The following is a 26,235-nucleotide window of genomic DNA, read 5'->3' on the forward strand; positions in this document are numbered from 1 at the left end:
GGTAGTTCAGTTGGTTAGAATACCGGCCTGTCACGCCGGGGGTCGCGGGTTCGAGTCCCGTCCACTCCGCCACTTATATTAAGCCTCAGTCGAAAGACTGGGGCTTTTTTTGTTTTGGTTACCTGACTTACCTTAAACCCACTTTCATATTGAAACCTTGCATCTAGAGGCAGGCTTCCCTCTGGCGATGCTTTCTAAGCCCTGTTATGAGTGAAGTGGAACTCAGTTTTGTGTGGTTTCTACTGAACCGGGTCCTAGTATCGAGCGCTAGTTCTCAGCCCTTATGCTTACTTACCAAAGCTTCCTTTATTATTACCTGGAAAATTTATTCACTAGGTTATGTTATTTTCGGGGGAGATTTCTCTGCTTTAGATGTTTTGATTTAGCCATAGGCGCTTATTAATATAAACTCAGCGCATTTAAAACTTTCCAAACATGGATTTTGTTTTGTCGATCTATTTAAGCCAGTGTCTTAAAGTGTATTCGCTACTTCTTCCCTCTAACCCTCTCTAACCTTCAAAGCCACCACTACGTACGTATATAACGTGAGCGGTATAGGTGCTTTCATAGCTGTGTTTGCAGAGTAAGCAGTTCACCTGGCACATTGACTGAGGAAAAGTCTTCTTTCTGTGGACCTTCGTGTAAGTCACGATAGTTTTAACAATTATCTGGTACTTTTTATTCTAAAGGTGTACGCTTCACATCGAATATTTTTTCGACAGTAAATCATGTTATATCTCTTGTTTAAAAGCTTTGTAAGAAGGCTGAACTCCGTGCAAAAAACGCGATGAAGTGTTGCTCGGAGTCTTAAATTATCTTCATCAGGTGTTTTATGTGTGGGTAGCTTCGCTGAAGTTATACGCAGGAGCTTGTACACCTGATAAAAGAGAAGAGATGGCCGGTGATATTTCATCATCGGCCTTTTTGTATCTGTTAAGCAGCTACAAAGCATTACCCAGTATTGAAATAAGGGCCGGTATTGATCACCGGCCCTTTTTTATTTGGTTGAAAACATGAGTATTTTACAAGTTAAAAATTTGTCTTATCAGGTAGCCGATAAGACATTATACAACAACGTGACCTTTCGTATTAACGTGGGAGAGAAAGTAGGTATCACCGGAGCGAATGGTGTTGGAAAAAGCACCTTATTGAAACTGCTTTTCGGTGAATTATCTGCAGATAAGGGCTGCATTGAATGGTTACCAAACCTTGAGGTGGGGTATTTAGAACAACATTTTAAGATCGATAATGTGCTGACAGTTCATGAGTGTTTAAAGGGCTCTTTTGAGAGTTTATACGCTGCAGAGCAAAAGCTTTGGACTTTGTATCATGCGATGACCGAGTCTCACTCTACATCTCTTTTAAGCCAAGTCGCTCGGCTACAGGCATATTTAGAAGATGAAGACTTCTATGCAATTAATACCAAAATTGAACGAGTTGCTGTAGGTCTTGGTATTTATCAATTTGGCTTAGATACACCGCTTATCTCGCTAAGTGGCGGTCAAAGGCACAAAGTCCTTTTAGGCAGGTTGTTACTTCGCAACCCCGATGTGTTAATTCTTGATGAGCCGACAAACTATCTTGATGCTCCGCACATTGAATGGCTAGTCACGTTTCTCAATGATTACATTGGTACCGTTTTACTGGTTTCTCATGATGTTGATTTTCTTAATCAAGTAGCGACCAGTATTTGTGATATTGATTATCAAACGGTTCGAAAATACAGCGGTACTTATGTCAAAGCAATGCAGCAAAAGCAGCACGACGGTGCTTTATTAGAAAAGCAATATAAGGCTCAGCAAAGTGAAATTCGAAAGTTAGAGAAATTTATTGCCCAAAATGGTGCAGGAGTTAACGCCAGTCTTGCTAAAGGGCGTAAGAAGAGACTGGATAAAATCGAACGTATTCAACTGAATCATGTAGAGAAAGTATCGACGTTTGACTTTGCTTACCAGCCCATTGAGCAACCGAATGTGGTTGAGGCAAAAGCGTTGATGATCGGTTATCAGCAGCCTCTGCTTCCAGTATTTGATATCACGTTAGCGCGCGGGGAAAATTTGGTTGTTGCTGGCTTTAACGGCGTGGGTAAGTCGACCTTACTTAAAACCCTGATGGGGAAGATCGAGCCACTCTCTGGTGAGGTGGTATTGGCAAAAGGTGCAATGATTGGTTATTTTTCTCAAGATTTGTCTTGGCGCCATCCTCAGAACACGCCTGAACAGGAGCTGTGCTCTTGTGCGCCAACAATCTCAAGCAAAGAGTCACGCAAGCTATTAGCTCGCTTTGGGATCACGGGGGATAAGACGCAGCGCCACTTAGGTACATTGAGCGGTGGTGAGCAAACTCGGGTGAAACTGTGTTGTTTATCGGTTCAGAAATGCAATGTTTTGCTGTTGGACGAACCAACAACACATTTGGATAGCAGCAGCAAAAATGCGCTTAAAGAGGCTCTCCAGCGCTTTTCCGGTAGCGTGATTGTGGTATCTCATGAGAAGGCATTTTTGCAATCTTGGCCTGATAGAGTTTTAGATATTTCGTTGCTCACTTGTGCTGAATCGAAAACAGAACAGGAGGTGGAGCTATGATGCAGTCCATGATCCTATTTCTCGTTGCTTTTCTTGTTGGTGCTGATGAGTTGATGCTTGGATCTATTCTTGAACCTATCGGAAATGATTTAAGTGTTCAACCGAGTCAGGTGACCTTATTTATTACGGCATATAGTTTAGCCATAGCAATTTTCGCTCCTTACTTGGGCCGTTTATCAGACCGAGTTGGGCGTATTCGAATCATGGTGCCTGCTTGCTTTGTATTTGGGGTTGCGTCTATTACGACGGGCATAGTTCATGATTTTGAACTTGCTATTGCAACTCGAGTGATCACTGGTATTGCAAGTGCAGGCATGTTGCCAATTGCATTCGCGTTAGCGGGAGACGCGAAGGGTAATAGAGCGATGCGTCAAATTGTGATGGTTCAGGCGGGATTAACGCTAGGTATGATAACCAGCCCGGCGCTCGGAGCATTGTTGACCCAGCTTTTATCATGGCGTGCCGCTTTTATTATTTTGGGCGTTGCGGCTCTTTTTGTCGGTGCCATGAGCGTAGTGTCCATGAACAACAAGCATAATGAGTCCAAGAAGTCAGATACTCTGCCACCTATCACAGACGTCATTCATCTTCCAGGCGCGTTGAGGGCGATTCTAGCGATGTGTTTAGGCCTAGGGGGAGGTATTGGTGTATTTAACCTGATAGGCCTTCATATTCGAGATACCAGTGATTTGGCGCTCGGTTGGGTGGGCGCTATTTATGCAGCTCTAGGGATCGTGAGTGTGGTTGGAAATATGTGCGTGGCGAGAGCTTCTCGCTGGCTTGGTAGCTCTCGAGCCGTTATGCGAGTGGCTTTAATGGTGTGCATACCTTGCAGTGCATGGGTGTTCTCAAATGAGATGAGTACGGTGACCGCTTATCTTCCAGCTCTAGTGCTCTGGTCTCTTGCTGGAGGGGTTGGTTCTCCGGCATTACAAGCACATATCGCAAGCTTATCTGATGAATATCGAGGTGTGTTAATGTCTTCTGGAATGAGTATGATGCACTTTGGTGTCGCGATTTGGTCTGCCTTGGCGGGCTTCGCGTATTCTGTAGGCAATGAATGGGTCGCTTTCGTGGCTTTCCTATTGTTTGGCTCAGCAGTAGTTATCTTAAAGCCAGTTGGTAATACTGAACAAAGTGAGCGTTATTCGTAGTGTTTTAGTAGATAAAGAAAAGCCGTTACCTAAAAAGGTAACGGCTTGTTCCAAATACTTTTTGAAAAACGGTCTTAGTTCATGCCGTATTTCTTAAGTTTCTTGCGAAGAGTACCGCGGTTGATACCCATCATAGTTGCTGCGCGAGTTTGGTTACCGCGAGTGTACTGCATGATAGTATCTAGTAGTGGCTGTTCAACTTCAGCTAGAACTAATTCGTATAGTTCTGTTACTTCCTGGCCGTTTAGTTGAGCAAGGTAGTTTTTAAGAGACGCTTTAACAGAGTCACGTAAAGGCTTCTGAGTAATCTGGTCTTGTGACGTTACTGTAGTTACTGTTAATGCTTCTGAAGTCAGATTTTGTTCGAACATATTCGGTCTAGCTCTTCTCTTAATTATGATGCAACGTTATCAAAATAACCTTCTAACGCCTCAATTTGCAGCGGAGCTGCGTCGATAGCGTTGAAGGTACGGCGAAACTCACTTGCCTGTTCATGCTCTTTCAGGTACCACCCAACGTGCTTGCGCGCGATACGTGGACCTAAGAACTCCCCATAAAACTCATGCAGAGCATTTACATGACCAAGCATAATGGTTTTCACTTCCTCAGTTGGAAGCTCCTCCATTGTGGTGCCGTTTTCCAAATAGTGATGGATTTCCTGGAAAATCCAAGGACGACCCTGGGCAGGGCGTCCAATCATTAAAGCGTCCGCACCGGTGTACTCCAGTACAAATTTGGCTTTCTCCGGGCTATCGATATCACCGTTCGCGATAACCGGAATTGAAATCGCCTCTTTTACCGCTTTAATGCTGTCATATTCGGCCTCACCTTTGTACATACATGCTTTCGTTCTGCCATGCAGAGCAAGAGCTTGTATGCCGCAGTTTTCGGCTAATTTAGCGATCTGGACACAGTTCTTGTTGTCTGTATCCCAGCCAGTTCGAGTCTTTAACGTTACAGGAACGTCCACTGCATTCACGACCGCTTTCAAAATCTCTTCGATAATGTTTGGGTATTGAAGCAGAGCAGAGCCCGCTAGCTTCTTATTCACTTTTTTTGCCGGGCAGCCCATGTTGATGTCGATGATTTGTGCACCGTTCTCAACACTGAATTGAGCTGCGTCCGCCATAAGCTGTGGATCGGAACCCGCAATCTGTACAGAGCGAATGCCCGATTCGCCCTCGTGTACCATGCGCTGTTTCGACTTTGACGTTCCCCATAGTTTTGGGTTAGCAGACATCATTTCACTGACGGCCATTCCCGCACCATAGCGAAGACACAACTCGCGAAACGGTCTATCCGTTACACCAGCCATAGGGGCTACGATTAGATTGTTCTTAAGTTGATAGTTTCCGATTTTCAAAACGTCATCACAGTTCTGTACCAGCAAGGGCGCGCATTTTACGCATTTTTTCACTGCGTGAAAAGACTAATATTTGAGCATTTACAAATTGTTTTTGTAAATTGTATGAATTTCAAACAATTAGCTCTGAAAACCTTGTCTAGCCTTGCTTACGACCAGAGATGCGACACCATTCACTTTGCTCAACAATCGGGTCAATGTGAAGCTCGTCACGGTAATAGTTCGCAACATCTTTAGCTTGAGTGTCTAATACGCCGGACATAGCGAGGTCGCCATTTGGCTTAACTAGTCCTTTGATGATAGGTGCAAGTTCACGTAAAGGTCCCGCAAGGATGTTGGCCACAACGACGTCAGCGACGAGACCTTCAGGTTGATTTTGCGGTAAGTAAACTTCTAGTTTGTCTGCAACGCCATTACGCTCAGCATTGTCTTTTGAAGCAAGCAGGGCTTGAGGATCAATGTCGATCCCTATCACTTTTTCAGCGCCCAGTTTGATCGCTGCGATCGCAAGAATACCTGAGCCACAACCGAAGTCGATAACGGTCTTACCGCTTAAGTCCATGCTTTCTAGCCACTCAAGACAAAGTGCTGTTGTAGGGTGAGTACCCGTACCGAATGCAAGGCCTGGATCCAACATAACATTAACAGCGTCAGGATCTGGAATGTCGCGCCAGCTTGGACAAATCCATAAGCGTTCACCAAATTTCATTGGGTGGAAGTTTTCCATCCATTCGCGTTCCCAGTCTTTATCTTCAAGCTGTTCTACTTTGTAAGCAAAATTGTCAGCCAGCATATTGCTCGCTTTAATTTGGTCGATGATGAAGTTAGTGTCTGCTTCTGCATCATACAGTGCCAGAATATCAGTATCGCCCCATAAGCGAGTTTCGCCAGGTAGAGGTTCGAATACAGGTGTATCCTGCGCGTCTAAGAATGTAACAGACAGCGCGCCAGTCTCTTCCATTAGCATATCGCCGATTTGCTCAGCGTTTTCATTGGTCGCGTTGAGTTTGATTTGAATCCAAGGCATTGGTTTTTGCTCTTAAAGTGAATGAAGTGGCGCAGAGTTTACCAGAACTCTACGATTTGTTTGAGTATATACCCAAATAAGCCGATTTATATGTTGAGCCGTTCGCGTACATATAAAACAAAAATGCCCACGGGAGTGGGCATTTTTTAAGACGTTTGCTTAGGTTTATTGTAAGCCAAGCTTCTTCTCTAGGTAGTGGATGTTTGCACCACCGTGTTGGAAGTTTTCGTCATTCATAATGGAGAATTGCAGTGGCACGTTAGTTTTGATGCCTTCGATGATCATCTCACCCAGTGCGTTCTTCATACGTGCAATCGCTACATCACGGTTCTCACCGTAAGTGATCAGTTTACCAATCATTGAATCGTAATGAGGTGGTACTGTGTAGCCTGTGTAGATATGAGATTCCCAACGTACACCCATACCGCCAGGAGCGTGGAAACGCTCGATCTTACCCGGAGATGGTAGGAAGCGCTCAGGGTCTTCTGCGTTGATACGACACTCAATCGCATGGCCACGGATCTTAATATCATCTTGAGTGAATGACAGAGGCTGACCCGCTGCAACGCGAAGCTGTTCTTTGATTAGGTCGATGCCAGTAACCATCTCTGTTACTGGGTGCTCTACCTGAATACGAGTGTTCATTTCGATGAAGTAGAACTCACCGTTCTCGTATAGGAATTCAAACGTACCTGCGCCGCGGTAACCGATCTCGATACATGCACGAGTACAGCGTTCACCGATGTACTTACGCATTTCTTCGGTGATACCAGGTGCTGGAGCTTCTTCCACTACTTTTTGGTGACGACGTTGCATTGAACAGTCACGCTCACCAAGGTGGATTGCGCCGCCTTGACCGTCAGCAATAACCTGAACTTCAACGTGACGAGGGTTTTCTAGGAATTTCTCCATGTAAACCATGTCATTGTTGAACGCCGCTTTTGCTTCAGCACGTGTCATTGCAATAGCTTGGATAAGGTCTTTCTCTGCGCGAACAACACGCATACCACGACCGCCGCCGCCGCCAGATGCTTTGATGATTACTGGGTAACCAATGCGCTTAGCAAATGCTTTGTTTTTCTCTTCGTCATTGTCTAGAGGGCCGTCAGAACCCGGTACACAAGGAACGCCTGCTTTCTTCATTGCATTGATAGCAGATACTTTATCGCCCATTAGGCGGATAGTGTCTGCCTTTGGGCCAACGAAGATGAAACCACTGCGCTCAACTTGCTCTGCGAAGTCTGCGTTCTCAGACAGGAAGCCGTAACCTGGGTGGATAGCCACAGCACCAGTCACTTCTGCTGCAGAAATGATGCGTGGAATGTTTAGGTAGCTGTCGATACCACGAGCAGGGCCGATACATACGGTTTCGTCTGCGAGTAGTACGTGCTTAAGATCGCGATCCGCTGTTGAGTGAACAGCGACGGTCTTAATACCTAATTCTTTACAAGCGCGAAGAATACGAAGTGCAATTTCACCTCGGTTCGCGATGACTACTTTGTCTAGCATAAGGCAAGCCCCGCTTATTCGATTACAACAAGAGGTTGGTCGAATTCAACTGGTTGGCCGTCTTCAGCTAGGATTGCTGTAACAACGCCAGATTTGTCCGCTTCGATTTGGTTCATCATTTTCATTGCTTCAACAATACATAGAGTATCGCCAGCATTTACTTTCTGACCCACTTCTACGAATGCTTTAGAGTCTGGGCTTGGAGAGCGGTAGAAAGTACCAACCATTGGAGAAAGAACTTGGTGACCTGCAGGTGTTGCTGCTGGAGCTTCTGCTGCTGGCGCTTCCGCTACTGGTGCCGCTGCTACTGGAGCAGGTGCCGCCGCTGGAGCTGCTGCGTAGTGAATTGGTGCTTGAGGAGCTGCAGTGCCATGACGGCTGATGCGCACTGACTCTTCACCTTCAGAGATCTCTAGCTCAGCAATGCCAGACTCTTCAACTAACTCAATTAGCTTCTTGATTTTACGAATATCCATCTTTTCTTTCTCTTTTATCTTGTGATTAAGACAACCCTCGTAGGGTTGCAGAGTGTTAGGGTTACTTTGCCTGTAGCTTATTGATCGCTGCAGACAGAGCAAATTCATAACCTTGTGCGCCTAAACCGCAAATCACACCCTCTGCTTTATCTGACAGATAAGAGTGATGACGGAATGGTTCACGTGCGTGCACATTTGATAAGTGCACCTCAATAAATGGGATGGCGACGCCAAGTAATGCATCTCGCAGCGCCACACTAGTATGAGTGAAAGCCGCTGGATTGATGATGATGAAGTCAATCTTGCCATAGGCAGCGTGAATGGCTTCAATCAGTTCGTACTCACGATTTGATTGTAGGTGTTCCAGTTCTACCCCAGCGTTATGGGCTTGCTCTGTAAGAGTATCCACAACTTGAGCTAAGGTACTGTGACCATAGTGTGTCGGTTCGCGCAGACCCAATAGATTAAGATTTGGTCCGTTTAGAACAAGAATCCGTGACTTTGCAGACATTGTGTTGCTATCTTCCCTTATCGTGAGTGGAACGTTTATATTCCCAAATATACGATAGTTCAGCACGATTTTTTTGTTAAAACCGAGCAAATTTTAAAAAATCGACCAAGATTATAGCTAATTCATAGCAATTAGCAGCAATTTACTGGTCTAATCTCCTAATAGCCACTCTCGTTTCTGTAACCAAGTTAACAAAAACAACATAATTGCCATATTTTTTTTGTGGCCAATTTGTGCACTAAAGCAAAAAACCGCCATGAGTGATGGCGGTTTTTAAAGTGCTTTTAAAACAGTTGGTTGAATTTATGCCAATTCTGCTTTCTCTGCGATAAGCTTGTCTACCACGCTCGGATCGGCAAGCGTTGACGTGTCTCCGAGGTTGCTTGTATCGCCCGTTGCAATCTTACGCAGGATTCGACGCATTATCTTACCAGAACGAGTCTTCGGTAAGGAATCTGTCCAGTGCAGTACATCTGGTGTCGCGATTGGACCAATCTCTTTACGCACCCAATCTTTAACTTCTTTGTGCAGCTCAGCTGACGGGAATTCACCATCGTTCAATGTAATGTAAGCGTAGATAGCTTGGCCTTTGATGTCATGTGGAATACCAACAATCGCCGCTTCTGCAATCTTGTGGTGCGCCACTAGCGCTGATTCAATTTCAGCGGTACCCATACGGTGACCCGACACGTTTAGTACGTCATCAACACGGCCAGTGATCCAGTAGTAGCCGTCTTCGTCACGACGAGCACCATCACTAGTAAAGTACATTCCCTTGAAGGTTGAGAAGTAGGTCTGTTCAAAGCGTTCGTGGTCGCCATAAACAGTACGCATCTGACCTGGCCATGAATCAAGGATCACCAAGTTACCTTCTGCTGTGGTTTCTTCAATGATGTTGCCCATGTTATCAACCAGTGCAGGTTGGACTCCGAAGAATGGTCGAGTTGCTGAGCCTGGTTTTAAATCTGTTGCACCTGGTAGTGGTGCAATTAAGATACCGCCGGTCTCTGTTTGCCACCAAGTATCAACGATAGGCGAGCTCTCGTTACCAATCGTTTTGTAGTACCACTCCCACGCTTCAGGGTTGATAGGCTCACCTACTGAACCCATCACACGTAAGCTTGAACGTGATGTCCCTGCTACCGCTTCGTTACCTTTTGCCATTAGTGCACGAATAGCGGTTGGCGCAGTGTAGAGAATGTTCACTTGGTGCTTATCAACCACTTCACTCATACGAGCCGTGCTTGGGTAGTTTGGAACACCTTCAAACAGAATGGTTTTGGCCCCGTTCGCTAGTGGACCATAAATTAGGTAAGTATGGCCTGTAATCCAGCCCACATCCGCGGTACACCAGAAGGTTTCACCTGGTTGATAATCGAAGACATATTTAAAGGTCATTGCCGCGTAGACGAGGTAACCGCCTGTAGTATGTAGTACGCCTTTAGGTTTACCTGTCGAGCCAGATGTGTAGAGGATGAACAGCGGGTCTTCGGCTTTCATCTCTTCTGGTGGGCAAACGTCAGAAACGTTGGCTGTTGCTTCGTGCCACCAAACATCACGGTGTTCATGCCATTCAACATCACCATCTGTACGTTTAAGCACGACGACTTTATTGATGGTTTTTACGTCTGGGTTGGTTAGTGCTTCATCCACGTTCTTTTTCAGTGGAACAGCGCGTCCGCCACGTACGCCTTCGTCAGCGGTGATCACGACTTTAGCGTCAGAGTCGATGATACGGCCGGATAGTGCTTCTGGTGAGAAACCGCCAAATACTACGGTGTGAACCGCACCAATACGGGTACAAGCGAGCATCGCCACTGCGGCTTCTGGCACCATTGGCATGTATAGACACACCACGTCGCCCTTGCGTACGCCTTGCTCTTTCAATGCGTTGGAGAATTTACACACTTCTTTGTGCAGTTCGTTGAAAGTGAGTGTTTTGTCGTCGGCTGGATCATCGCCTTCCCAAATGATGGCGACGTCGTCCCCGTGTTCTGCAAGATGACGGTCAATACAGTTAGCCGAGACGTTCAGTGTGCCATCTTCAAACCAGCGAATATCAACATGGCCAGTGTCGAAAGAAGTGCTTTTTACTTTGGTGAAAGGTTTGATCCAATCAACGATTTTGCCGTGCTCGCTCCAGAAGCCCTCTGGATCGGTTACCGACTGCTGATACATGGCTAAGTAAGTATCATTATCCGCGTGTGTATGAGTTTTAATATTTTCTTTTACCGGATAAACGTGGGCTTCGCTCATGGCTTCTCTCCTTGTGCCTTATTTCTCGGCCTTACACCAATCTAGATAAGATTTTGAATATATTTTTGTAGGGCTGTTTTTTGGTTCTAAATAACTTGGTCGTGGTAATGACGACGTTGTGCTTATAACTGTCAGTCACCGCGCGTATTTCCACAATTAGACTTTAGGATGAGAGTGATGGAAGCGCCGGGAAATCGCTGAAACAAAAGTATTTCTGGGAGCTAGGTCAACTGATTTTTATGTATACGGCGCGGTTAGGTTGGGTAAATCGCCTTTCGTTAAGCGGACAAAGACCAAAGCGGCAGAAATCGCGTCTTGCAAGGCGTCGTGTTTGTCTTGGATAGGAAGTTCGAGGTGTTTACAAATGGCATCCAGACTTAAGTCGAAATAGGCATTCGGCAAATGTCGTTCCAACTTATCGTGATAAATCTGACTGACCTCGATAAGTGGGTTAGGAAGTGGGAAGCCAAGTTGCCGCAGACAAGCAAGGTCTAAGATCTTTTTATCGTAACGAATGTGATAGCCCACAAGTGGTCGGTTGCCGATAAAGTCGAGCAGCTCGAGCAGCGCCTCTTTTTCACTGATGCCATCGACTAAGTCTTGGTGGCGAATTCGATGGATCTTGACCGAGCCTGAGTCGAGCGATTGCGGCGCGCGTAAGCGGACTTCAAATGGTTGACTGGTGATGATGCGGTTGTCGATGATCTTGGTGGCTGCAATAGTCACCAGCTCGGCGCGATTTGGGTCAAGGCTGGTGGTTTCGCAGTCAAGAGAGACGTATTCTGTTTTATCTGGCGTGCAAAACAGCGACTGATAAGGCGAGCCTTTCAATTTGTAATGCCAGTATTTGCGTTGTAACCAGTTCATTGCCTACGCCTCTGTGATTTATGAAAATCAGGGTTAATCACGAATTTGATAATGGAAGCCTAAAAATTGCTTAAATTTCTTCACCACATGTAAGCTGTGGCGAAGCAAATCACGCTCAGTTCTATCCAGTTGTTTAATATCAATGTTATTCAACGCTTCTTGCTTTTTGAGTTGCTGATTAAGACGAAGTTTAAAGAACAATTTCAGTGCTTCGTTGAGATTATCTGCCGTTTCGGATTCTAAGATGCGCTTATTTCTCAGAGCTTCAATGCGCTCAAACGTGTTCTTCTCCTCAATGGCATATTCCAAAGACAAGGTGCGAATGCCGTGTACAATTGGGAAAATACCGCCGCGTTTAATGTCCAATCCGTCTTTAGCACTTTTTACGTTGCCAAATAGAGTTAGGGGCACAGAAAACTGCAAGGCAGGGCGAGTAAAATCAGACAATATCAACATGCGATCTTTCATTGTGTCACGAAGATGCGCCGCAATTGGAGCCAGCAGCTCGCAATTCCCAGCAACAGCATGGGCGTCACTGAAAATGGCTAAGTCCATGATTTGTTCTGGTTCGGCTTTAGCTATCCAGTGGTTTAGGGTGCTTATCCATTCTTGCTGTGTTTTGACCCACTTCGGGTTGTTAACCATCACTTTGCCAGGGCAAAGTGGATAACCGAGCTGTTGTAGGGTGTGTGTGAAGGATTGCATCACTTGTTCGCAATGAGGCCATTCCAGACCATCTTGAATAATCAGGGCATTGTCTTGATCGGTTTTGAGAATTTGCTCTCCTCGGCCTTCAGAGCCGAGTACGATCAAGCAACAATGGTCGTGCAAGGCTGGTGGTATCACTAACTCGAACGCTTTCTCGATAATTTGTTCATTTACGGCTGAGATAAGCTCCATGATGAAGCGAGTGCGGATGCCGTTTTTCAATAAGCTCTCGACCAATTGACGTTGGCGGTTTGAGGCCAAAGTGAGCTCTTCCACGCTGCTTGCTCGAGCAATACTGAGCGTTAACACGTGAGAGTGGGTTGAGAACGCGCTAAGAATTTGGGTCATATCCAGCATGCCAACGGCTCTGTTGCCTTCACATACCATGAGGCGTTTCATTCTGTTTCTGGTCATTGTGATCATGGCGTTGAATAGAAAGTCACCATCATCAACGTGATAAACAGGAAAGCTAGCGATCTCACCCACTGGTGTGTCGAGCGCGCAACCATCCAACATCACAGAATGCAGCATATTAGTACGAGTCACTATTGCGTACGGGTGGGCTGATGGCCATTTTTCCAATCGTGGATCATCGCTATGGAGTTGAACCAATGCAGCGTCAATCCCATTCTCTTTTAAGGAACGTGTTACCTCGTTAATTGGTGTATTTGGTTCAAGGATCATCGGTGGGTGATAAATACTGCGGTCAACTTTAGTGAGAATAAACTCCGCTAAGTTTTGCTGTTGATGGGCCGCTTCGATGAGCTCTTGCCGTTTCGATAAATTGTTATCGAAATAGGCTGCAAACTGGCCATTTTCGTTGTAAAGGGCAAGGAAAACTTCTTTCGGCAGTAGGTAAGAGAGCGTGTCCTCAAGCGCGATGTAGTGATGACGTACCTTGTCTTCAAGTAACGAGCGTACATCGAACATATCGTCGTTGGCATAATGTGCGAACACTTCCTGTTGATCGTTGGAGCGCTCTTCTACCGCGCCTTTGATCAGAATATGTAAGTGGGGGTTCTTCTGTCCGCAGGATAAAATAACATCTCGAGCTCGATAGTAGGCAACGTCCAGAGACGATCGCAGTCGCGTTTGTTGTGCTTCAGTTAAGCGATCGAACGGTGGAGATTGCATGTTAAATTTGTCAGGCATGAGAACACCCAATAATGATGGAAGGAACACTCTCTAAGTCTGACAAATTTCTTACCGGAAGCCAGACGACTTTGGTCTAAATTACGATGTTTTCGCTTGAAGATGCCAAATGTCGCAAAGTTAGTATTCCATCGAGGAAACGATAAGTTTCTTATTCTTCCCTTTTTATAATACGCATGGCGATCCATAATTCCCGGCTCGAACGTTGGTGTTCCCGTTTTAGGATATTAGTAATGTTGAAACCTTCTCCGTATGGCTGGATTTCCCAGTACTTTCTCGGATTCTTCTTTGCGTATGGCGTGTATCTGCCATTTTGGTCACTTTGGTTTAAGGATCAGGGCGTATCTTCGACAGATATCGGTTTGCTGGTCGGGTTAGGCCTTGCGACACGTTGTGTTGCCAATATCGTGATCACCCCACGAGTACACAAAGTCGAACATCTTATGCCTGCTTTACGTTGGTTGAGTTTCGCTGCCCTCCTTTTTGTTGGATTTCACTTTTTTACGGGTGGTAGCTTTTGGTTAATGGCACTAGCGACAGTGTTGTTCAATCTTTGTTGTGGACCGATTATTCCGTTGTCGGACGCGATGGCAAATTACTACGCTCGCCTGAAAATGCTCGATTATGGCCGCACGCGGCTATGGGGTTCGATCGCCTTTATCGCAGGCTCGACGGCAGTGGGCTACCTGGTGGCTGAATTTGGCTCCGATATGATCTTGTACACTGCGATGTTCGGCGTGTTTATCTCGTTGCTGTTTGCTATGCGACCGACTAACCCAATGCCTGTAACGCACGGTGGGCAAAGCGCAGAACGTCCAAAGCTGACCGCTCTTTTGACCGACAAGCCGATACTAAAATTCTTAGTGTTGGTGTCACTAATTCAGGGCAGTCATGCGGCTTACTACGGCTTTAGTGCGATTCACTGGAAGGCCGCTGGTCACTCGGAAGATGTCATTGGCTACTTATGGAGCTTGGGGGTGGCCGCAGAAGTGGCAGTGTTTGCACTGAGTAAGCGTTTATTCGTAGGTTGGTCAATACGCGCGCTGTTTATTGCTGCTGCCGTTGGTGTAATGATGCGTTGGGGTATTACGGCGTCGACAACATCAATTATTGCTTTGGTGATTGTTCAACTATTGCATGGTGTGACTTTCGCTACCGCACACATTGCCGCGATCCAATATATCCAAAACTCCGAAGAAAATAAGATCGTAGCGTTGCAAGCGTTGTATAACGCGATTCCGTTGGGCGCATTTATCGCGTTAATGACCGTATTGAGTGGCTGGGGTTATGAGCACTGGGGACCGCTTGTGTTCTGGGGCATGGCCGCGATGGGGTTATTGGCTCTGTTCATCAAGCTTGATTCGCAAGACCCACATCAGGTGGTTGATGTATCAGACAAGCCACTTGAAACACAGAATTAGACTTATGTAACAAAGGTTAAAAACTAAGCTTTGTCTCCGTTATCAAAGCAGTGTTAAATGAAACCTCTCCCTCATGGAGAGGTTTTTTTATTCTCTTGCTTTAAAAGTAGCAAGAAAGGCAAGAAAGGATATCGGATGCAAGGATGGCTGGTGGTTCCCGTTTCTTTAGCGTATTTGGGAGCTTTATTTATCATCGCGTGGTACGGCGACATTCAGAAAAGGTGGCTAGCACGCTGGCGGCCTTGGATTTATAGCCTTTCCATTGCGGTGTACTGTACATCATGGACCTTCTACGGCACGGTCGGGCAGGCCAGCAGTAATCCTTGGTCTTTCTTGCCCATCTATATTGCTCCCATTTTAGTGTTTACCATCGGATGGCGCGTTTTAGCTCGGCTTATTTTGATTGCTAAACGGGAACACATCACGTCGATTGCTGACTTTATCGGAGCACGCTACGGTAAATCCCAAGGTTTGGCCGTGGTTGTTACGCTCATAGCGGTTGCGGGAATTTTGCCGTACATCGCTTTACAGCTGCGTGGTATCACTATGGGGCTTGAAATCATTGCTCCAGAGCTGGCTACTGATTTTGGTTATCAAAATGATAGCGTGTCGTGGTTTGTTGTGGTCGCATTGGCGATTTTTACGATGCTATTCGGTACCCGCCACATTGATAACACGGAACACCATCGTGGGATGATGATGGCAATTGCCTTCGAATCCATTATCAAACTGCTGGCTTTTTTAGTGGTCGGTGTCTTCATTGTTTGGTTGGCGATGAACACCGAGAGTTTGAGCTTAATTGATGTTGCCGCACAGACGTATCAGTCACCAAATATCCCGACTATATTGATTCATACTGTACTCACCATGCTGGCGATCGTATGCCTTCCGCGACAATTCCATACGATGGTAGTGGAAAATGAACGTGCTCAAGATTTGCATGTGGCTCGTTGGTTGTTCCCCATTTATCTGATCTTAATGGGGATTTTTGTTTTACCTATTGCGTGGGTAGGGCAAGGTCTCTTGAGTGGCGCTTCGCCTGATACTTATGTCATCAGTGTGCCGATGTCGGTAGGGGCGAGTGAAATCGCCTTACTTGCGTTTCTAGGCGGTACTTCAGCGGCAAGTGGCATGGTTATCGTATCGACGATTGCTTTAGCGATCATGGTCTCGAATGACTTGGTTATGCCATTGCTATTGCGTCGCATGCGACTGACGCAGCGTAACCATCATCATTTTTCTGAATTATTACTGCGGATCCGCCGTGGTTTGATTTTAGTTTTGTTGATTGGCGCGTGGTGTTTCTATCAAGCGTTGGACACCATTCATTCACTTTCTGCTATCGGCTTTCTCTCGTTCGCGGCTATCACGCAATTCGCTCCTGCGCTGGTTGGCGGTATGTATTGGCGTCAAGGGAATAAGAAAGGTGTGTATGTCGGCCTCGCGGTGGGTTTTGCTACCTGGCTGATTACGTTAATGAGCCAAACAGACATGCTTGCCGGAGACGCCAGCAATAACTTCCTGATCTGGTTGATTACGCCACCAGAGGTATTGGCTAGTTTTGATATCGCGATTTCAGATTGGGGGATGATCCTCAGTGTGGTCGCTAATGCAGTGTGTTTTGTTGTGGTTTCTATGGCTACCCGACCAAGCCTAAGTGAGCGCTTACAATCGGCATCATTCGTTGGTACACCGTTGCCTGAAAGCGAAAATATGAGTCTGTACCAGAGCCGCGTTACGGTTGCAGAACTGGAAATGCTAGCGTCCAGATTTGTAGGACGAACGCGAGTTAAAGCGGCGTTTCAAGCCTACTGGAGCCAGCAACGAGAAGAGTTGATGCCGAATCAACAAGCGCCATCTTCTCTGATTCGGCATACGGAGCGTGTGCTAGCAGGGGTATTTGGTGCATCTTCTGCTAAGTTAGTACTTACTTCCGCTCTGCAAGGTAGAAACATGCAGCTTGAAGAGGTGGCGACTATCGTCGATGAAGCCTCTGAACTGTACGATTTTAGTCGGGGTTTACTCCAAGGCGCGATTGAGCATATTGGACAAGGTATTGCGGTCGTCGATAAGCAACTACGCTTGGTAGCGTGGAACCAACGCTATTTAGAACTCTTTGAATTTCCGCCAGGCTTGATTCAAGTAGGTCGACCGATTGCGGATGTGATTCGGCACAATGCAGAGCAGGGGTTGTGTGGCCCTGGTGACCCTGATGACCACGTCCGTCGCCGTGTTTATCACCTTGAGCAAGGGACTCGGCACACCTCTTCTCGGGTTCGTCCCGATGGTCGCGTGATAGAGGTGCAAGGTAACCCAATGCCAGGTGGTGGCTTTGTGATGAGCTTTACCGACATCACCGTATTCCGTGATGCAGAGCAAGCACTGAAAGACGCCAACGAGACATTGGAAGAAAGGGTACGTCTGCGGACTCGAGAATTAGAACAACTTAACAAGCAGCTGGTGGAAGCGACGCAGCGCTCGGATTTGGAATCGAAGTCCAAATCACGGTTCTTGGCGGCAGTAAGTCATGACTTGATGCAACCGCTCAACGCGGCGCGTCTATTCGCATCTTCACTATCGGAAGTCGCCAAAGACAGTGAAGCCAAAAAGCTGTCAGCACACATTGAAAGTGCTTTAGAGGCTGCCGAAGACTTAATTGGAGATTTGCTGGATATCTCGCGTTTGGAATCGGGCAAGTTGGAAGTCAACGTGCATGGCTTTGCGTTAAATGATGTGTTATCGAATTTGAATGCTGAGTTTAGTGCGTTAGCCAAACAGCAAGGTATAGAGTTCACCATGATTCCGTCCTCACTCATGGTTAAGTCGGATCCCAAACTGCTGCGCCGTGTGGTGCAAAACTTCCTGACCAATGCGTTTCGTTATAACCCGAATGGCAAAGTCGCACTCGGTGTTCGCCGCGTGAAAGGGCGAGTGCGTATTGATGTATGGGATAATGGAGTGGGTATTGAAGAAGAGAAGCAGCAAGAGATTTTTGAAGAGTTTAATCGCGGAACTCAAGTTCGTTCCGACCAAGGTCTCGGACTTGGTTTGGCGATTTCGAAAGGAATTGCTCAGGTACTTGGGCATGAAATTTCGATGCGCTCTTGGGTTGGAAAAGGCAGTGTTTTTTCCATCACCCTAGATAAAGCTGATCATGTTCAGCCTCATCCAGTTCACGTGGCAATGAGTAAGCAATCTGAACTTGGTCATCTGAGAATCCTATGTGTCGATAATGAGCCTGACATTCTAGTCGGCATGGAAAACTTACTTTCCCGATGGGGCTGCGATACGCGAGTTGCGATTGATTTAGTTGAAAGTCTACAAGCGCTTGAGGATGGTTGGATTCCGGATGTAATTTTCTCCGATTACCGACTTGATGATGGTCGTACTGGTTTAGAAGTGCTACAGCAATGCCGCCTGAGATTAGGCCACAGCTTTGAAGGCGTCATCATCAGTGCAGATCGTACCGATGATATGCTTGATGGCATCCAAGCAAATGGGTTCAGCTTTATTGCTAAGCCAGTTAAGCCGCTTAAGCTGCGTTCGGTGCTCAATCGAGTCGCTTAGGATTGGAGTGTTTGAAAAATCGCTATAAAAGAGACCTCCGAATGGAGGTCTCGATATTTGTAATCTTAGTTGATAGGCTGAGTTTGCCGTTTATTCTGCGACGCCGCCTTGGGTCAGTTTGGCTGGATTAAGCAATCGCTCTAGTGTGGCTCTATCCAAATCAGTTTCTTCTTCCGCGACATCAATAATCGCGCGCCCCTGTTTGTAGGCTTTTTTCGCGACTTCTGCCGCTTTTAGGTAACCAATGACCGGGTTGAGAGCCGTGACCAAAATTGGGTTTTTGGCGAGTGCTACATCCAAGTTATCTTGGCGAACTTCAAACGTCGCAATGGCTTTGTCAGCTAAAGCGGTTGCGCTGTTAGAGAGTAACTCGATGCTCTCCAATACGTTATGAGCAATAACTGGCAACATGACGTTAAGCTGGAAGTTGCCCGCTTGGCCTGCGACGGTAATGGTGGTGTCATTACCAATGACTTGCGCTGATGCCATAGCTGCGGCTTCTGGGATCACAGGATTTACTTTGCCAGGCATGATGGAAGAACCCGGTTGCAAGCCTTGTAATTCAATTTCACCTAAACCAGCCAATGGGCCTGAATTCATCCAACGAAGATCGTTTGCGATCTTCATGATCGCAACTGCTGCTGTTTTGAGCTGTCCCGACAGAGCGACGATCGCATCTTGACTGCTTAAATTGAAAAAGAAGTTATCACTGGCCGTGAACTGAATGCGAGTTGACTGGGTTAGGTTGCTAGCGAATAAGTCTGCAAAGCGTGGATCGGCATTGATCCCCGTTCCAACCGCCGTACCACCTTGGGCTAAGGCTTTTACAGCAGGAAGTGTTTGTTCAATCGCTTGTTTTGCATGCTCGATTTGGAACTGCCAACCGCCAAGTTCTTGAGCAAAGGTAATTGGCATCGCGTCCATTAAGTGGGTGCGACCGGTTTTTACAACATCTTTCAATGCTTGCTGTTTAGACTCTAGTGTTTGGCTGAGGTGTGACAGGGCCGGGAAGAGCTGTTTTTCGATGGCTAATGCTGCGCTAACTTGAATGGCCGTTGGTACCACATCGTTGCTGCTTTGTCCCATATTGACGTGATCATTAGGGCTGACAGTGCCGCCTAGATGCTGGGAGGCCAGTGTTGCAATTACTTCATTCGCATTCATATTTGAGCTAGTGCCTGATCCGGTTTGAAATACGTCAATTGGGAATTGCTCAATATGATTGCCTTCGATAATTGCTTGAGCTGCGTCAGCAATCGCGTTGGCAATATCTCCTTCAAGCAGCCCTAGCTGTGCGTTGGTGAGTGCCGCAGTCTGCTTGATGTGTGCTAACGCTTTGATAAAACCAGATGGCATTTTATGTTGACTGAATGAGAAGTTATCGACGGCGCGTTGAGTCTGGGCTTGGTAGAGAGCATCTGCAGGGACAGTAACTTCGCCCATACTGTCAGTTTCTATGCGGAGTTCGGTGCTCATGGTAGGGATCCTTTTGGTTAATCGAGTGAGATTTGAATCAGGCGTAATTGTTGTTGTAGTGCGAGAAATTTCACGTCGCCTTGTTCAAACTGGTAGTAATAGCGTTTGAGACAGAATAATGGCGTATGGATAGAATCGAGACAGACACGACGGAAGATACGACTGCGAGTTGAGTCTTGAATTGCGTCTAGTAAATGGAAATAAACCTGACGTAAAAACAGCTCACACAACAATAGATTTTCTTCATCGGCATCGTGTTCATAACAGGAAGACAACACCATTCCCCAATGAATATAGTCATGAATCACGTCTGGCTCAAAGCCATGTGGTGCGGCGAGAAGGAATCTATCTTGGGCTTTAAAAAATGCGTTAAAGATGTCCCGTTTGTTGTCCATAACCACCTCTCATCAAATGTAATGATAATTATTATCAATTAAATTGTGAGTTGGCAACCCTTTTTAGAGTAAGAGGTTGTTGAAGAAAGACTTACTGAAACAAAAGCCGACGCAAAGGCGTCGGCTGAGTAGGAATTCATTTATGCTGAGTGAAACTAAGTCACTGTCGTTTGAATACCGGTGAATTAGCTTGTCGCCGTTATTCAGTAAATAAGGTTTCGTACTTCACAAATGCGGTTTGTGTTTCACCATAATATAGTGTGCCGCCTGATTGAATGACGACTCTTAACCAGCTTTCTGCAGATGCAGGCTTTGGTAAGGTGATGTACCAGCTTTGGCCTGCTTGATCTGCGGGCTTCATATCAATCGGTTGAGCGTTTTTCTCTTTGTCACTCACAATAGAAACTTTAACCCCTTCAAGTGGGTAAGCGGCGTTGAGTGACAATTCTAAGTTATTTTTAGTGAGTTTTTCAGAGCGAAATTTCACTTTAAAATCGCCATTTTCCATATCACACAGACCACTGGTGTAACGACAATTAGACTTACTCGCGAGTTTGTAAGTTTCCCCTTCTTGCGCCGCGTGGGGTTTCTCGCTGAGGGCCATATCGGTACCGAAGTAAGCGATCAAAGAGAGAACTGGCGCAATCAGTAGAGCGAGAATAAAGTGCTTGTTTTTGAACATCTTGGCTTCCTTGCAACGACATACTGCGAATATGGTAACTGAAAAGTGAGAATAAAAAAGCCCCGGACGGCTGGTTCCAAACGGGGCTTTTGTGGTTTTGATTAGTTTTTAGTGATCCACTGCACTACCAGCACCTACTGGCACGCGAACGTGTTCGACTAGGTCTTTTACTTCTTGTGGCGTTTCTGCTGTTACTTTGGATACAGCGAATGCGACGATGAAGTTAAATAGTGCGCCAATAGCACCAAACGCGTTTGGCTCAATACCCAGGAACCAGTTTGTTCCCCAGCTTTCTAGATATTTCCAATCAGCAACGAAAAGGATGCCTTTGTGTTGGAATACGTAGAACAGCGTAATACTGATACCCGCAATCATACCGGCGATTGCGCCTTCTTTGTTGATGCTCTTGCTGAAGATGCCCATCATCAATGCAGGGAAGATGGATGAAGCGGCAAGACCAAAGGCGAGTGCTACCGTACCTGCGGCAAATCCAGGCGGATTTAAACCGAGATAGCCTGCGGCTGCTATCGCTACTGCCATTGATATTCGACTAGCAAGTAGCTCTTTTTTCTCGGATATGTGCGGATTGATAACCCCTTTGATTAAGTCATGGGAAATAGCTGAAGAAATGGCGAGTAGTAAACCTGCTGCGGTAGATAGTGCAGCTGCAAGACCACCTGCTGCCACAAGTGCAATCACCCAGTTTGGTAGTTTAGCGATCTCTGGGTTAGCCAATACCATGATGTCGTTATCAACGCGCAGTTCGTTGGTGGACGCATCTGAAGTGTATTGGATATTGCCATCGCCATTTTTATCGTCAAAACCGAGTAGTCCAGTTGTTTCCCAGTTTTTGAACCACGCAGGACGCTCGTCATACGCTAGGTGCTGACCCGGAGCTGGATTTACCGTATTCATTAGGTTGAGACGAGCCATCGCTGATACCGCTGGTGCTGTAGTGTAAAGGATTGCGATGAAGATCAGAGCCCAGCCTGCTGATGTACGTGCGTCGCGAACCTTCGGCACGGTAAAGAAACGGATAATTACGTGTGGTAGACCGGCAGTACCAATCATCAGTGACATGGTGTAGACAAACATATTAAGTGTGTCGCCACGTACTTGGGTCGTGTATTCACTAAATCCGAGTTCGGTCACAACTTGGTCAAGCCGATCGAGTAGATAGACATCGGTACCAGCCATGGTACTCCCCAGACCAATTTGTGGGATTGGGTTACCAGTGAGTTGCAGAGAGATAAAGATTGCAGGGATAGTGTAAGCAAGAATGAGTACGCAATATTGAGCAATCTGCGTGTAAGTGATGCCTTTCATGCCGCCAAGAACCGCGTACATGAAAACGATACACATACCAATTAATAGGCCAGTGGAGTAGTCCACTTCTAAGAAGCGACCAAACGCAACACCCACGCCTTTCATCTGACCGATAACATAAGTCACTGATGCGATGATAAGACAAACAACCGCTACGATACGTGCGGTATTGGAGTAAAAGCGTTCACCAACGAACTCTGGCACCGTAAACTTCCCAAATTTGCGTAGGTAAGGTGCTAGCAACAGCGCAAGCAGAACGTAACCACCAGTCCAACCCATTAGAAATACTGAGCCGCCATAGCCCATGAAGGCAATTAAGCCTGCCATTGAGATAAACGACGCTGCGGACATCCAATCGGCTGCGGTTGCCATACCGTTTGCAATCGGGTTTACACCGCCACCAGCAACATAAAACTCTTTGGTTGAGCCGGCGCGAGCCCAAATAGCAATCCCGATGTACAGGATGAACGTGGCGCCAACGACCAGGTAGGTAATAGTTTTCAAATCCATCTGAGTGACTCCTTATTCGTCCACGCCGAATTCACGGTCAATTTGGCGCATCTTCCATGCGTAATAGAAAATAATTCCTAGGAACGCATAGATGGAGCCTTGTTGAGCAAACCAGAAACCGAGTTTGTAACCGCCTAGTTGAAATTGATTTAGTACGTCGACAAATAAAATGCCGCAGCCGAAAGACACGACGAACCAGATGACCATTAGGCCGATCATGAGCTTCACGTTTTTGTCCCAATAGGCTTTGGCTCTTTCTTCGCTTTCAAATGCCATTGCCGTCTCCTTACGATTGGTATTGTTGTTAATGAAATGTTTCAATATGTACATTAGCAAGGTGTTGGCAATAACTCTTTTCAACTTTAGTCGGGGTGTTAAAAATGAAGAACCCCCATATTATGGGCTTTTGCAGCGAACAAAGGGGCAAAACGTTATGTTAATAAACTGTTAAGTTAGCCAAAGGTCTAAAGGTTGATTGGATAAACAGGCATGATTAAGACGGGCCATTAATCTTTTCTTCATTGAACTTGGAGATGCTGTGTAAGTATTGGTGGTGATCTTGTGGCTCTTAAAGAGAGAAGGCGTAGATAAGAAAGCTCACAAGTAATTTATTTACATAAAGTTTTCGCATCAAATCACCGTTTTAACGCACAATAAAGTAATATAACTGAGTCATTCTCGTACAACCTCGCATTTTGAGACGGTGTAAAGGGGAGGCAGATTAGGGCATTACCTCATTAACGAAGTAGCCTTGCTCATCACAATTATTATCGTTTTTCATTAAGGGAGGGTGAGAATGGACGCAGACACCATTAACAGTTTTTTTCTAATAGGTGCGTTGTTAATCGCACTTAGCGTTCTTTTAAGCCCAGTGTCTTCTAAGTTGGGAATCCCAATTCTTTTGGTATTTTTAGCCGTTGGAATGCTAGCGGGGGAAGACGGCTTAGGCGGCATTTTATTCGATAACTTTTCGATCGCTTATTTGGTTAGTAACCTCGCATTAGCCATCATTTTGCTTGATGGTGGGATGAGAACGCGGGTCGCCAGCTTTAGGGTTGCGTTATGGCCCTCGGTCTCTTTGGCGACATTTGGCGTTGCGATCACCACCATTTTAACCGGGCTGATGGCAACGTGGTTATTCGACTTAGATTTATTGCAAGGCATATTGGTTGGTGCGATTGTTGGTTCCACCGATGCTGCCGCGGTCTTCTCTCTACTCAAAGGTCGTAGCCTGAACGAACGTGTTGGTTCAACGCTGGAAATTGAATCCGGCACCAATGACCCAATGGCGGTGTTTCTGACCGTAACTCTGATTGCTATTTTAGCGAACCCTGGCGCAGATTTAAGTGCGGGCTTTTTGGCGTTCAGTTTTCTTAAGCAGTTTGGTATTGGCGCGTTACTTGGCTTCGCTGGTGGCTGGATCTTATGGAAAGTTATCAATCGCAATCAATTACCAGATGGGCTGTATTCTATTTTAACGGTCAGTGGTGGCTTGCTTATTTTCGCTTTATCTAACACTTTGGGTGGCAGTGGTATTTTGTCGATTTACCTTGTTGGTCTTTTATTAGGTAACCGTCCAACACGCAGCCGCCACTCTATTCTTCATGTTTTAGATGGTATGACGTGGCTAGCTCAAATTGGTATGTTCTTGGTGCTTGGTTTGTTGGTTACGCCATCCAATTTACTCTCTATTGCGTTGCCAGGTCTTGCGCTTGCTTTCGGGATGATTTTGTTTGCCCGACCAATCTCAGTTTGGATTGGTTTACTGCCATTCAAGAGTTTCACGCCACGTGAAAAGTGGTTTGTCTCTTGGGTAGGACTGCGTGGTGCTGTACCTATCATCCTCGCGGTATTTCCGATGATGGCAGGGTTGCCAGATGCTCAACTGTACTTCAATTTGGCATTCTTTGTAGTAATGGTGTCTTTGATAGTACAAGGGGGCACGTTGACTAAGGCGATGTCTCTTGCAAAGGTCGAGCTACCTTCTAAGCCTGAGCCAATTTCGCGTACGGGTGTAGAGATTTACCCGACCAGTGAGTGGGAGCTGTTTATCTATAGACTTAAAGCAGATAAATGGTGCATTGGTGAGCCATTACGTAGTCTTTCGATGCCGGAAGGAACGCGTATCGCCGCTGTATTTCGCAGTAAAGAGCTATTGCACCCATCCGGCAGTACGCGTCTTGAGGAAGATGATACCTTGTGTGTATTAGCACAAGAAAAGGATTTAGATGCACTGAGCTTACTGTTTAGTGAAGCCCCAGAGAAAGCGTCGCTAGCGCGATTCTTCGGTGACTTCTTCCTCGATATTGAAGTGAAGCTTGCCGATATTGCCGTGATGTATGGTTTGAATCTGGGGGATGAACCGCTGGATAAAAGTTTGAGAAACCTTGTCGAAGAGCAATTAGGTAGCACGCCAGTATTGGGAGACCATTTCGAGTGGCAAGGTTTGCATTGGATCGTCGCTGATGTTGTTGATCAGCAGGTCACTAAAGTCGGTATCCGATTGCCAAACGAAAAAAGTAAGTCTGACGATAAGATGTCAATCTAGTCGCTCATTTCCGTCAGCATAATCACGGCTTGCGTGCGGTTCTTTACACCGAGCTTACGGAAAATCGCTGTCATGTGCGCTTTTATGGTGGCTTCTGAAACATTCAATTCGTAAGCGATTTGCTTGTTCAGCAAGCCATCGGACAACATTCCCAACACTTTATATTGCTGCGGTGTTAGCGCAGCAATCTTTTCCGCTAAGTCATTACATGCCGCGTTATTGGTGATCAACCCTTCAGGGAAGTATGGGTCGCCATTCAGCACTTGATTGAGCGCGTTCACTAATTCGCGCATGTCGCTGGACTTGGGAATAAAACCAAATGCACCATGGCTTTTCACCTGCGTCACGATCGCCGGCTCTTCACTCGCTGAAACGACGACGATAGGTAAATCTGGATGCTCTGCTCGCAAATGAATCAAGCCAGACATACCATTTGCTCCTGGCATTTTGAGATCCAATAGCACTAAATCTGGCTCTTCCTCTCGCTCCAACAAAGCCAGAAGTGCGTCGAGTGAGTCCGCTTCCAGCAAATTTGCACCACTAATAGCCATGTGGATAGATTGAAACAAGGCATTCCGGAAGAGTGGGTGATCATCTGCAATAATGATGGTGTAGGTCGAATCCATGACGTTAAACACTTTTGACTATTTCGTTAAATTTATTATTGTCCAGCTTTGAGAGAGTGGACAATATTTATTCGCT

At 46.2% G+C, this 26,235-nt stretch carries 20 protein-coding genes; 5 read left to right on the top strand and 15 right to left on the bottom strand.

Annotation, left to right across the window (positions count from 1 at the left end):
• The first annotated feature begins 1,013 nt into the window (after positions 1-1,013).
• Positions 1,014-2,585, top strand: coding sequence for an ABC-F family ATP-binding cassette domain-containing protein (locus R7Q11_RS22165; protein WP_054579333.1), 1,572 nt, complete (start codon positions 1,014-1,016; stop codon positions 2,583-2,585).
• Entirely contained in the window at positions 2,582-3,739 is a 1,158-nt protein-coding gene (locus R7Q11_RS22170; RefSeq protein ID WP_054579332.1) for an MFS transporter, read from the top strand. The genes R7Q11_RS22165 and R7Q11_RS22170 overlap by 4 nt, the downstream gene beginning before the upstream one ends.
• 74 nt (positions 3,740-3,813) lie before the next feature.
• Here the strand turns inward: R7Q11_RS22170 and fis are convergent, their stop codons facing one another.
• The 9 genes from fis to R7Q11_RS22215 all read right to left on the bottom strand — a co-directional run bounded on the left by fis (position 3,814) and on the right by R7Q11_RS22215 (position 13,608).
• Positions 3,814-4,110: a DNA-binding transcriptional regulator Fis gene (fis, locus tag R7Q11_RS22175; protein WP_000462885.1), complete on the bottom strand. Its 297-nt coding sequence runs from the start codon at positions 4,108-4,110 to the stop codon at positions 3,814-3,816.
• Between the two features lie 23 nt (positions 4,111-4,133).
• Complete coding sequence (gene dusB, locus R7Q11_RS22180; protein WP_005382505.1) at positions 4,134-5,102, bottom strand: tRNA dihydrouridine synthase DusB; 969 nt, start codon at positions 5,100-5,102, stop codon at positions 4,134-4,136.
• A 139-nt stretch (positions 5,103-5,241) separates the two neighbouring features.
• Positions 5,242-6,129 carry a 50S ribosomal protein L11 methyltransferase gene (gene prmA, locus R7Q11_RS22185; RefSeq protein ID WP_225466728.1) on the bottom strand — a complete coding sequence of 296 codons (888 nt, stop codon included), beginning with the start codon at positions 6,127-6,129 and terminating at the stop codon, positions 5,242-5,244.
• A gap of 165 nt (positions 6,130-6,294) precedes the next feature.
• Positions 6,295-7,638, bottom strand: a complete 1,344-nt coding sequence (accC, locus tag R7Q11_RS22190) for an acetyl-CoA carboxylase biotin carboxylase subunit (protein WP_005382509.1) — start codon at positions 7,636-7,638, stop codon at positions 6,295-6,297.
• 14 nt (positions 7,639-7,652) lie between these two features.
• Positions 7,653-8,114, bottom strand: coding sequence for an acetyl-CoA carboxylase biotin carboxyl carrier protein (accB, locus tag R7Q11_RS22195; RefSeq protein ID WP_005386355.1), 462 nt, complete (start codon positions 8,112-8,114; stop codon positions 7,653-7,655).
• A gap of 61 nt (positions 8,115-8,175) precedes the next feature.
• Positions 8,176-8,625 carry a type II 3-dehydroquinate dehydratase gene (aroQ, locus tag R7Q11_RS22200; protein WP_005382360.1) on the bottom strand — a complete coding sequence of 150 codons (450 nt, stop codon included), beginning with the start codon at positions 8,623-8,625 and terminating at the stop codon, positions 8,176-8,178.
• Between the two features lie 303 nt (positions 8,626-8,928).
• Positions 8,929-10,881 (bottom strand): acetate--CoA ligase, encoded by a 1,953-nt coding sequence (acs, locus tag R7Q11_RS22205; RefSeq protein ID WP_225466729.1) that lies wholly within the window; start codon positions 10,879-10,881, stop codon positions 8,929-8,931.
• Positions 10,882-11,118: 237 nt separating this feature from the next.
• Positions 11,119-11,748 carry a 3'-5' exonuclease gene (locus tag R7Q11_RS22210; RefSeq protein ID WP_005382363.1) on the bottom strand — a complete coding sequence of 210 codons (630 nt, stop codon included), beginning with the start codon at positions 11,746-11,748 and terminating at the stop codon, positions 11,119-11,121.
• 33 nt (positions 11,749-11,781) lie between these two features.
• Complete coding sequence (locus R7Q11_RS22215; RefSeq protein ID WP_213894212.1) at positions 11,782-13,608, bottom strand: DUF294 nucleotidyltransferase-like domain-containing protein; 1,827 nt, start codon at positions 13,606-13,608, stop codon at positions 11,782-11,784.
• 233 nt (positions 13,609-13,841) lie between these two features.
• Between R7Q11_RS22215 and R7Q11_RS22220 the strand changes: the two genes are divergently transcribed.
• Positions 13,842-15,029 carry a 3-phenylpropionate MFS transporter gene (locus tag R7Q11_RS22220; protein WP_005382367.1) on the top strand — a complete coding sequence of 396 codons (1,188 nt, stop codon included), beginning with the start codon at positions 13,842-13,844 and terminating at the stop codon, positions 15,027-15,029.
• Positions 15,030-15,164: 135 nt separating this feature from the next.
• The gene (locus tag R7Q11_RS22225; protein WP_170890895.1) at positions 15,165-18,596 is read left to right on the top strand and encodes a PAS-domain containing protein; all 3,432 of its coding nucleotides are present in this window, start codon (positions 15,165-15,167) and stop codon (positions 18,594-18,596) included.
• 90 nt (positions 18,597-18,686) lie between these two features.
• Here R7Q11_RS22225 and R7Q11_RS22230 read toward each other — a convergent pair whose 3' ends face one another.
• The 5 genes from R7Q11_RS22230 to R7Q11_RS22250 all read right to left on the bottom strand — a co-directional run bounded on the left by R7Q11_RS22230 (position 18,687) and on the right by R7Q11_RS22250 (position 23,261).
• Positions 18,687-20,072 carry a class II fumarate hydratase gene (locus tag R7Q11_RS22230; protein WP_170890894.1) on the bottom strand — a complete coding sequence of 462 codons (1,386 nt, stop codon included), beginning with the start codon at positions 20,070-20,072 and terminating at the stop codon, positions 18,687-18,689.
• Between the two features lie 17 nt (positions 20,073-20,089).
• Positions 20,090-20,467, bottom strand: coding sequence for a hypothetical protein (locus R7Q11_RS22235; RefSeq protein ID WP_005382370.1), 378 nt, complete (start codon positions 20,465-20,467; stop codon positions 20,090-20,092).
• A 199-nt stretch (positions 20,468-20,666) separates the two neighbouring features.
• The gene (locus tag R7Q11_RS22240) at positions 20,667-21,149 is read right to left on the bottom strand and encodes a hypothetical protein (protein ID WP_005382371.1); all 483 of its coding nucleotides are present in this window, start codon (positions 21,147-21,149) and stop codon (positions 20,667-20,669) included.
• A gap of 108 nt (positions 21,150-21,257) precedes the next feature.
• Positions 21,258-22,985 (bottom strand): sodium:solute symporter family protein, encoded by a 1,728-nt coding sequence (locus R7Q11_RS22245; RefSeq protein WP_170890893.1) that lies wholly within the window; start codon positions 22,983-22,985, stop codon positions 21,258-21,260.
• A gap of 12 nt (positions 22,986-22,997) precedes the next feature.
• Positions 22,998-23,261: a DUF4212 domain-containing protein gene (locus tag R7Q11_RS22250; RefSeq protein ID WP_005382373.1), complete on the bottom strand. Its 264-nt coding sequence runs from the start codon at positions 23,259-23,261 to the stop codon at positions 22,998-23,000.
• Between the two features lie 520 nt (positions 23,262-23,781).
• On the opposite strand from R7Q11_RS22250, the gene R7Q11_RS22255 reads away from it, so the two are divergent.
• The gene (locus R7Q11_RS22255; protein WP_054577280.1) at positions 23,782-25,533 is read left to right on the top strand and encodes a potassium/proton antiporter; all 1,752 of its coding nucleotides are present in this window, start codon (positions 23,782-23,784) and stop codon (positions 25,531-25,533) included.
• Here R7Q11_RS22255 and R7Q11_RS22260 read toward each other — a convergent pair.
• Positions 25,530-26,159 carry a response regulator gene (locus R7Q11_RS22260; RefSeq protein WP_005382375.1) on the bottom strand — a complete coding sequence of 210 codons (630 nt, stop codon included), beginning with the start codon at positions 26,157-26,159 and terminating at the stop codon, positions 25,530-25,532. The genes R7Q11_RS22255 and R7Q11_RS22260 overlap by 4 nt on opposite strands.
• Positions 26,160-26,235 lie beyond the last annotated feature (76 nt).

The sequence above is a fragment of the Vibrio sp. 970 genome, assembly GCF_033339075.1.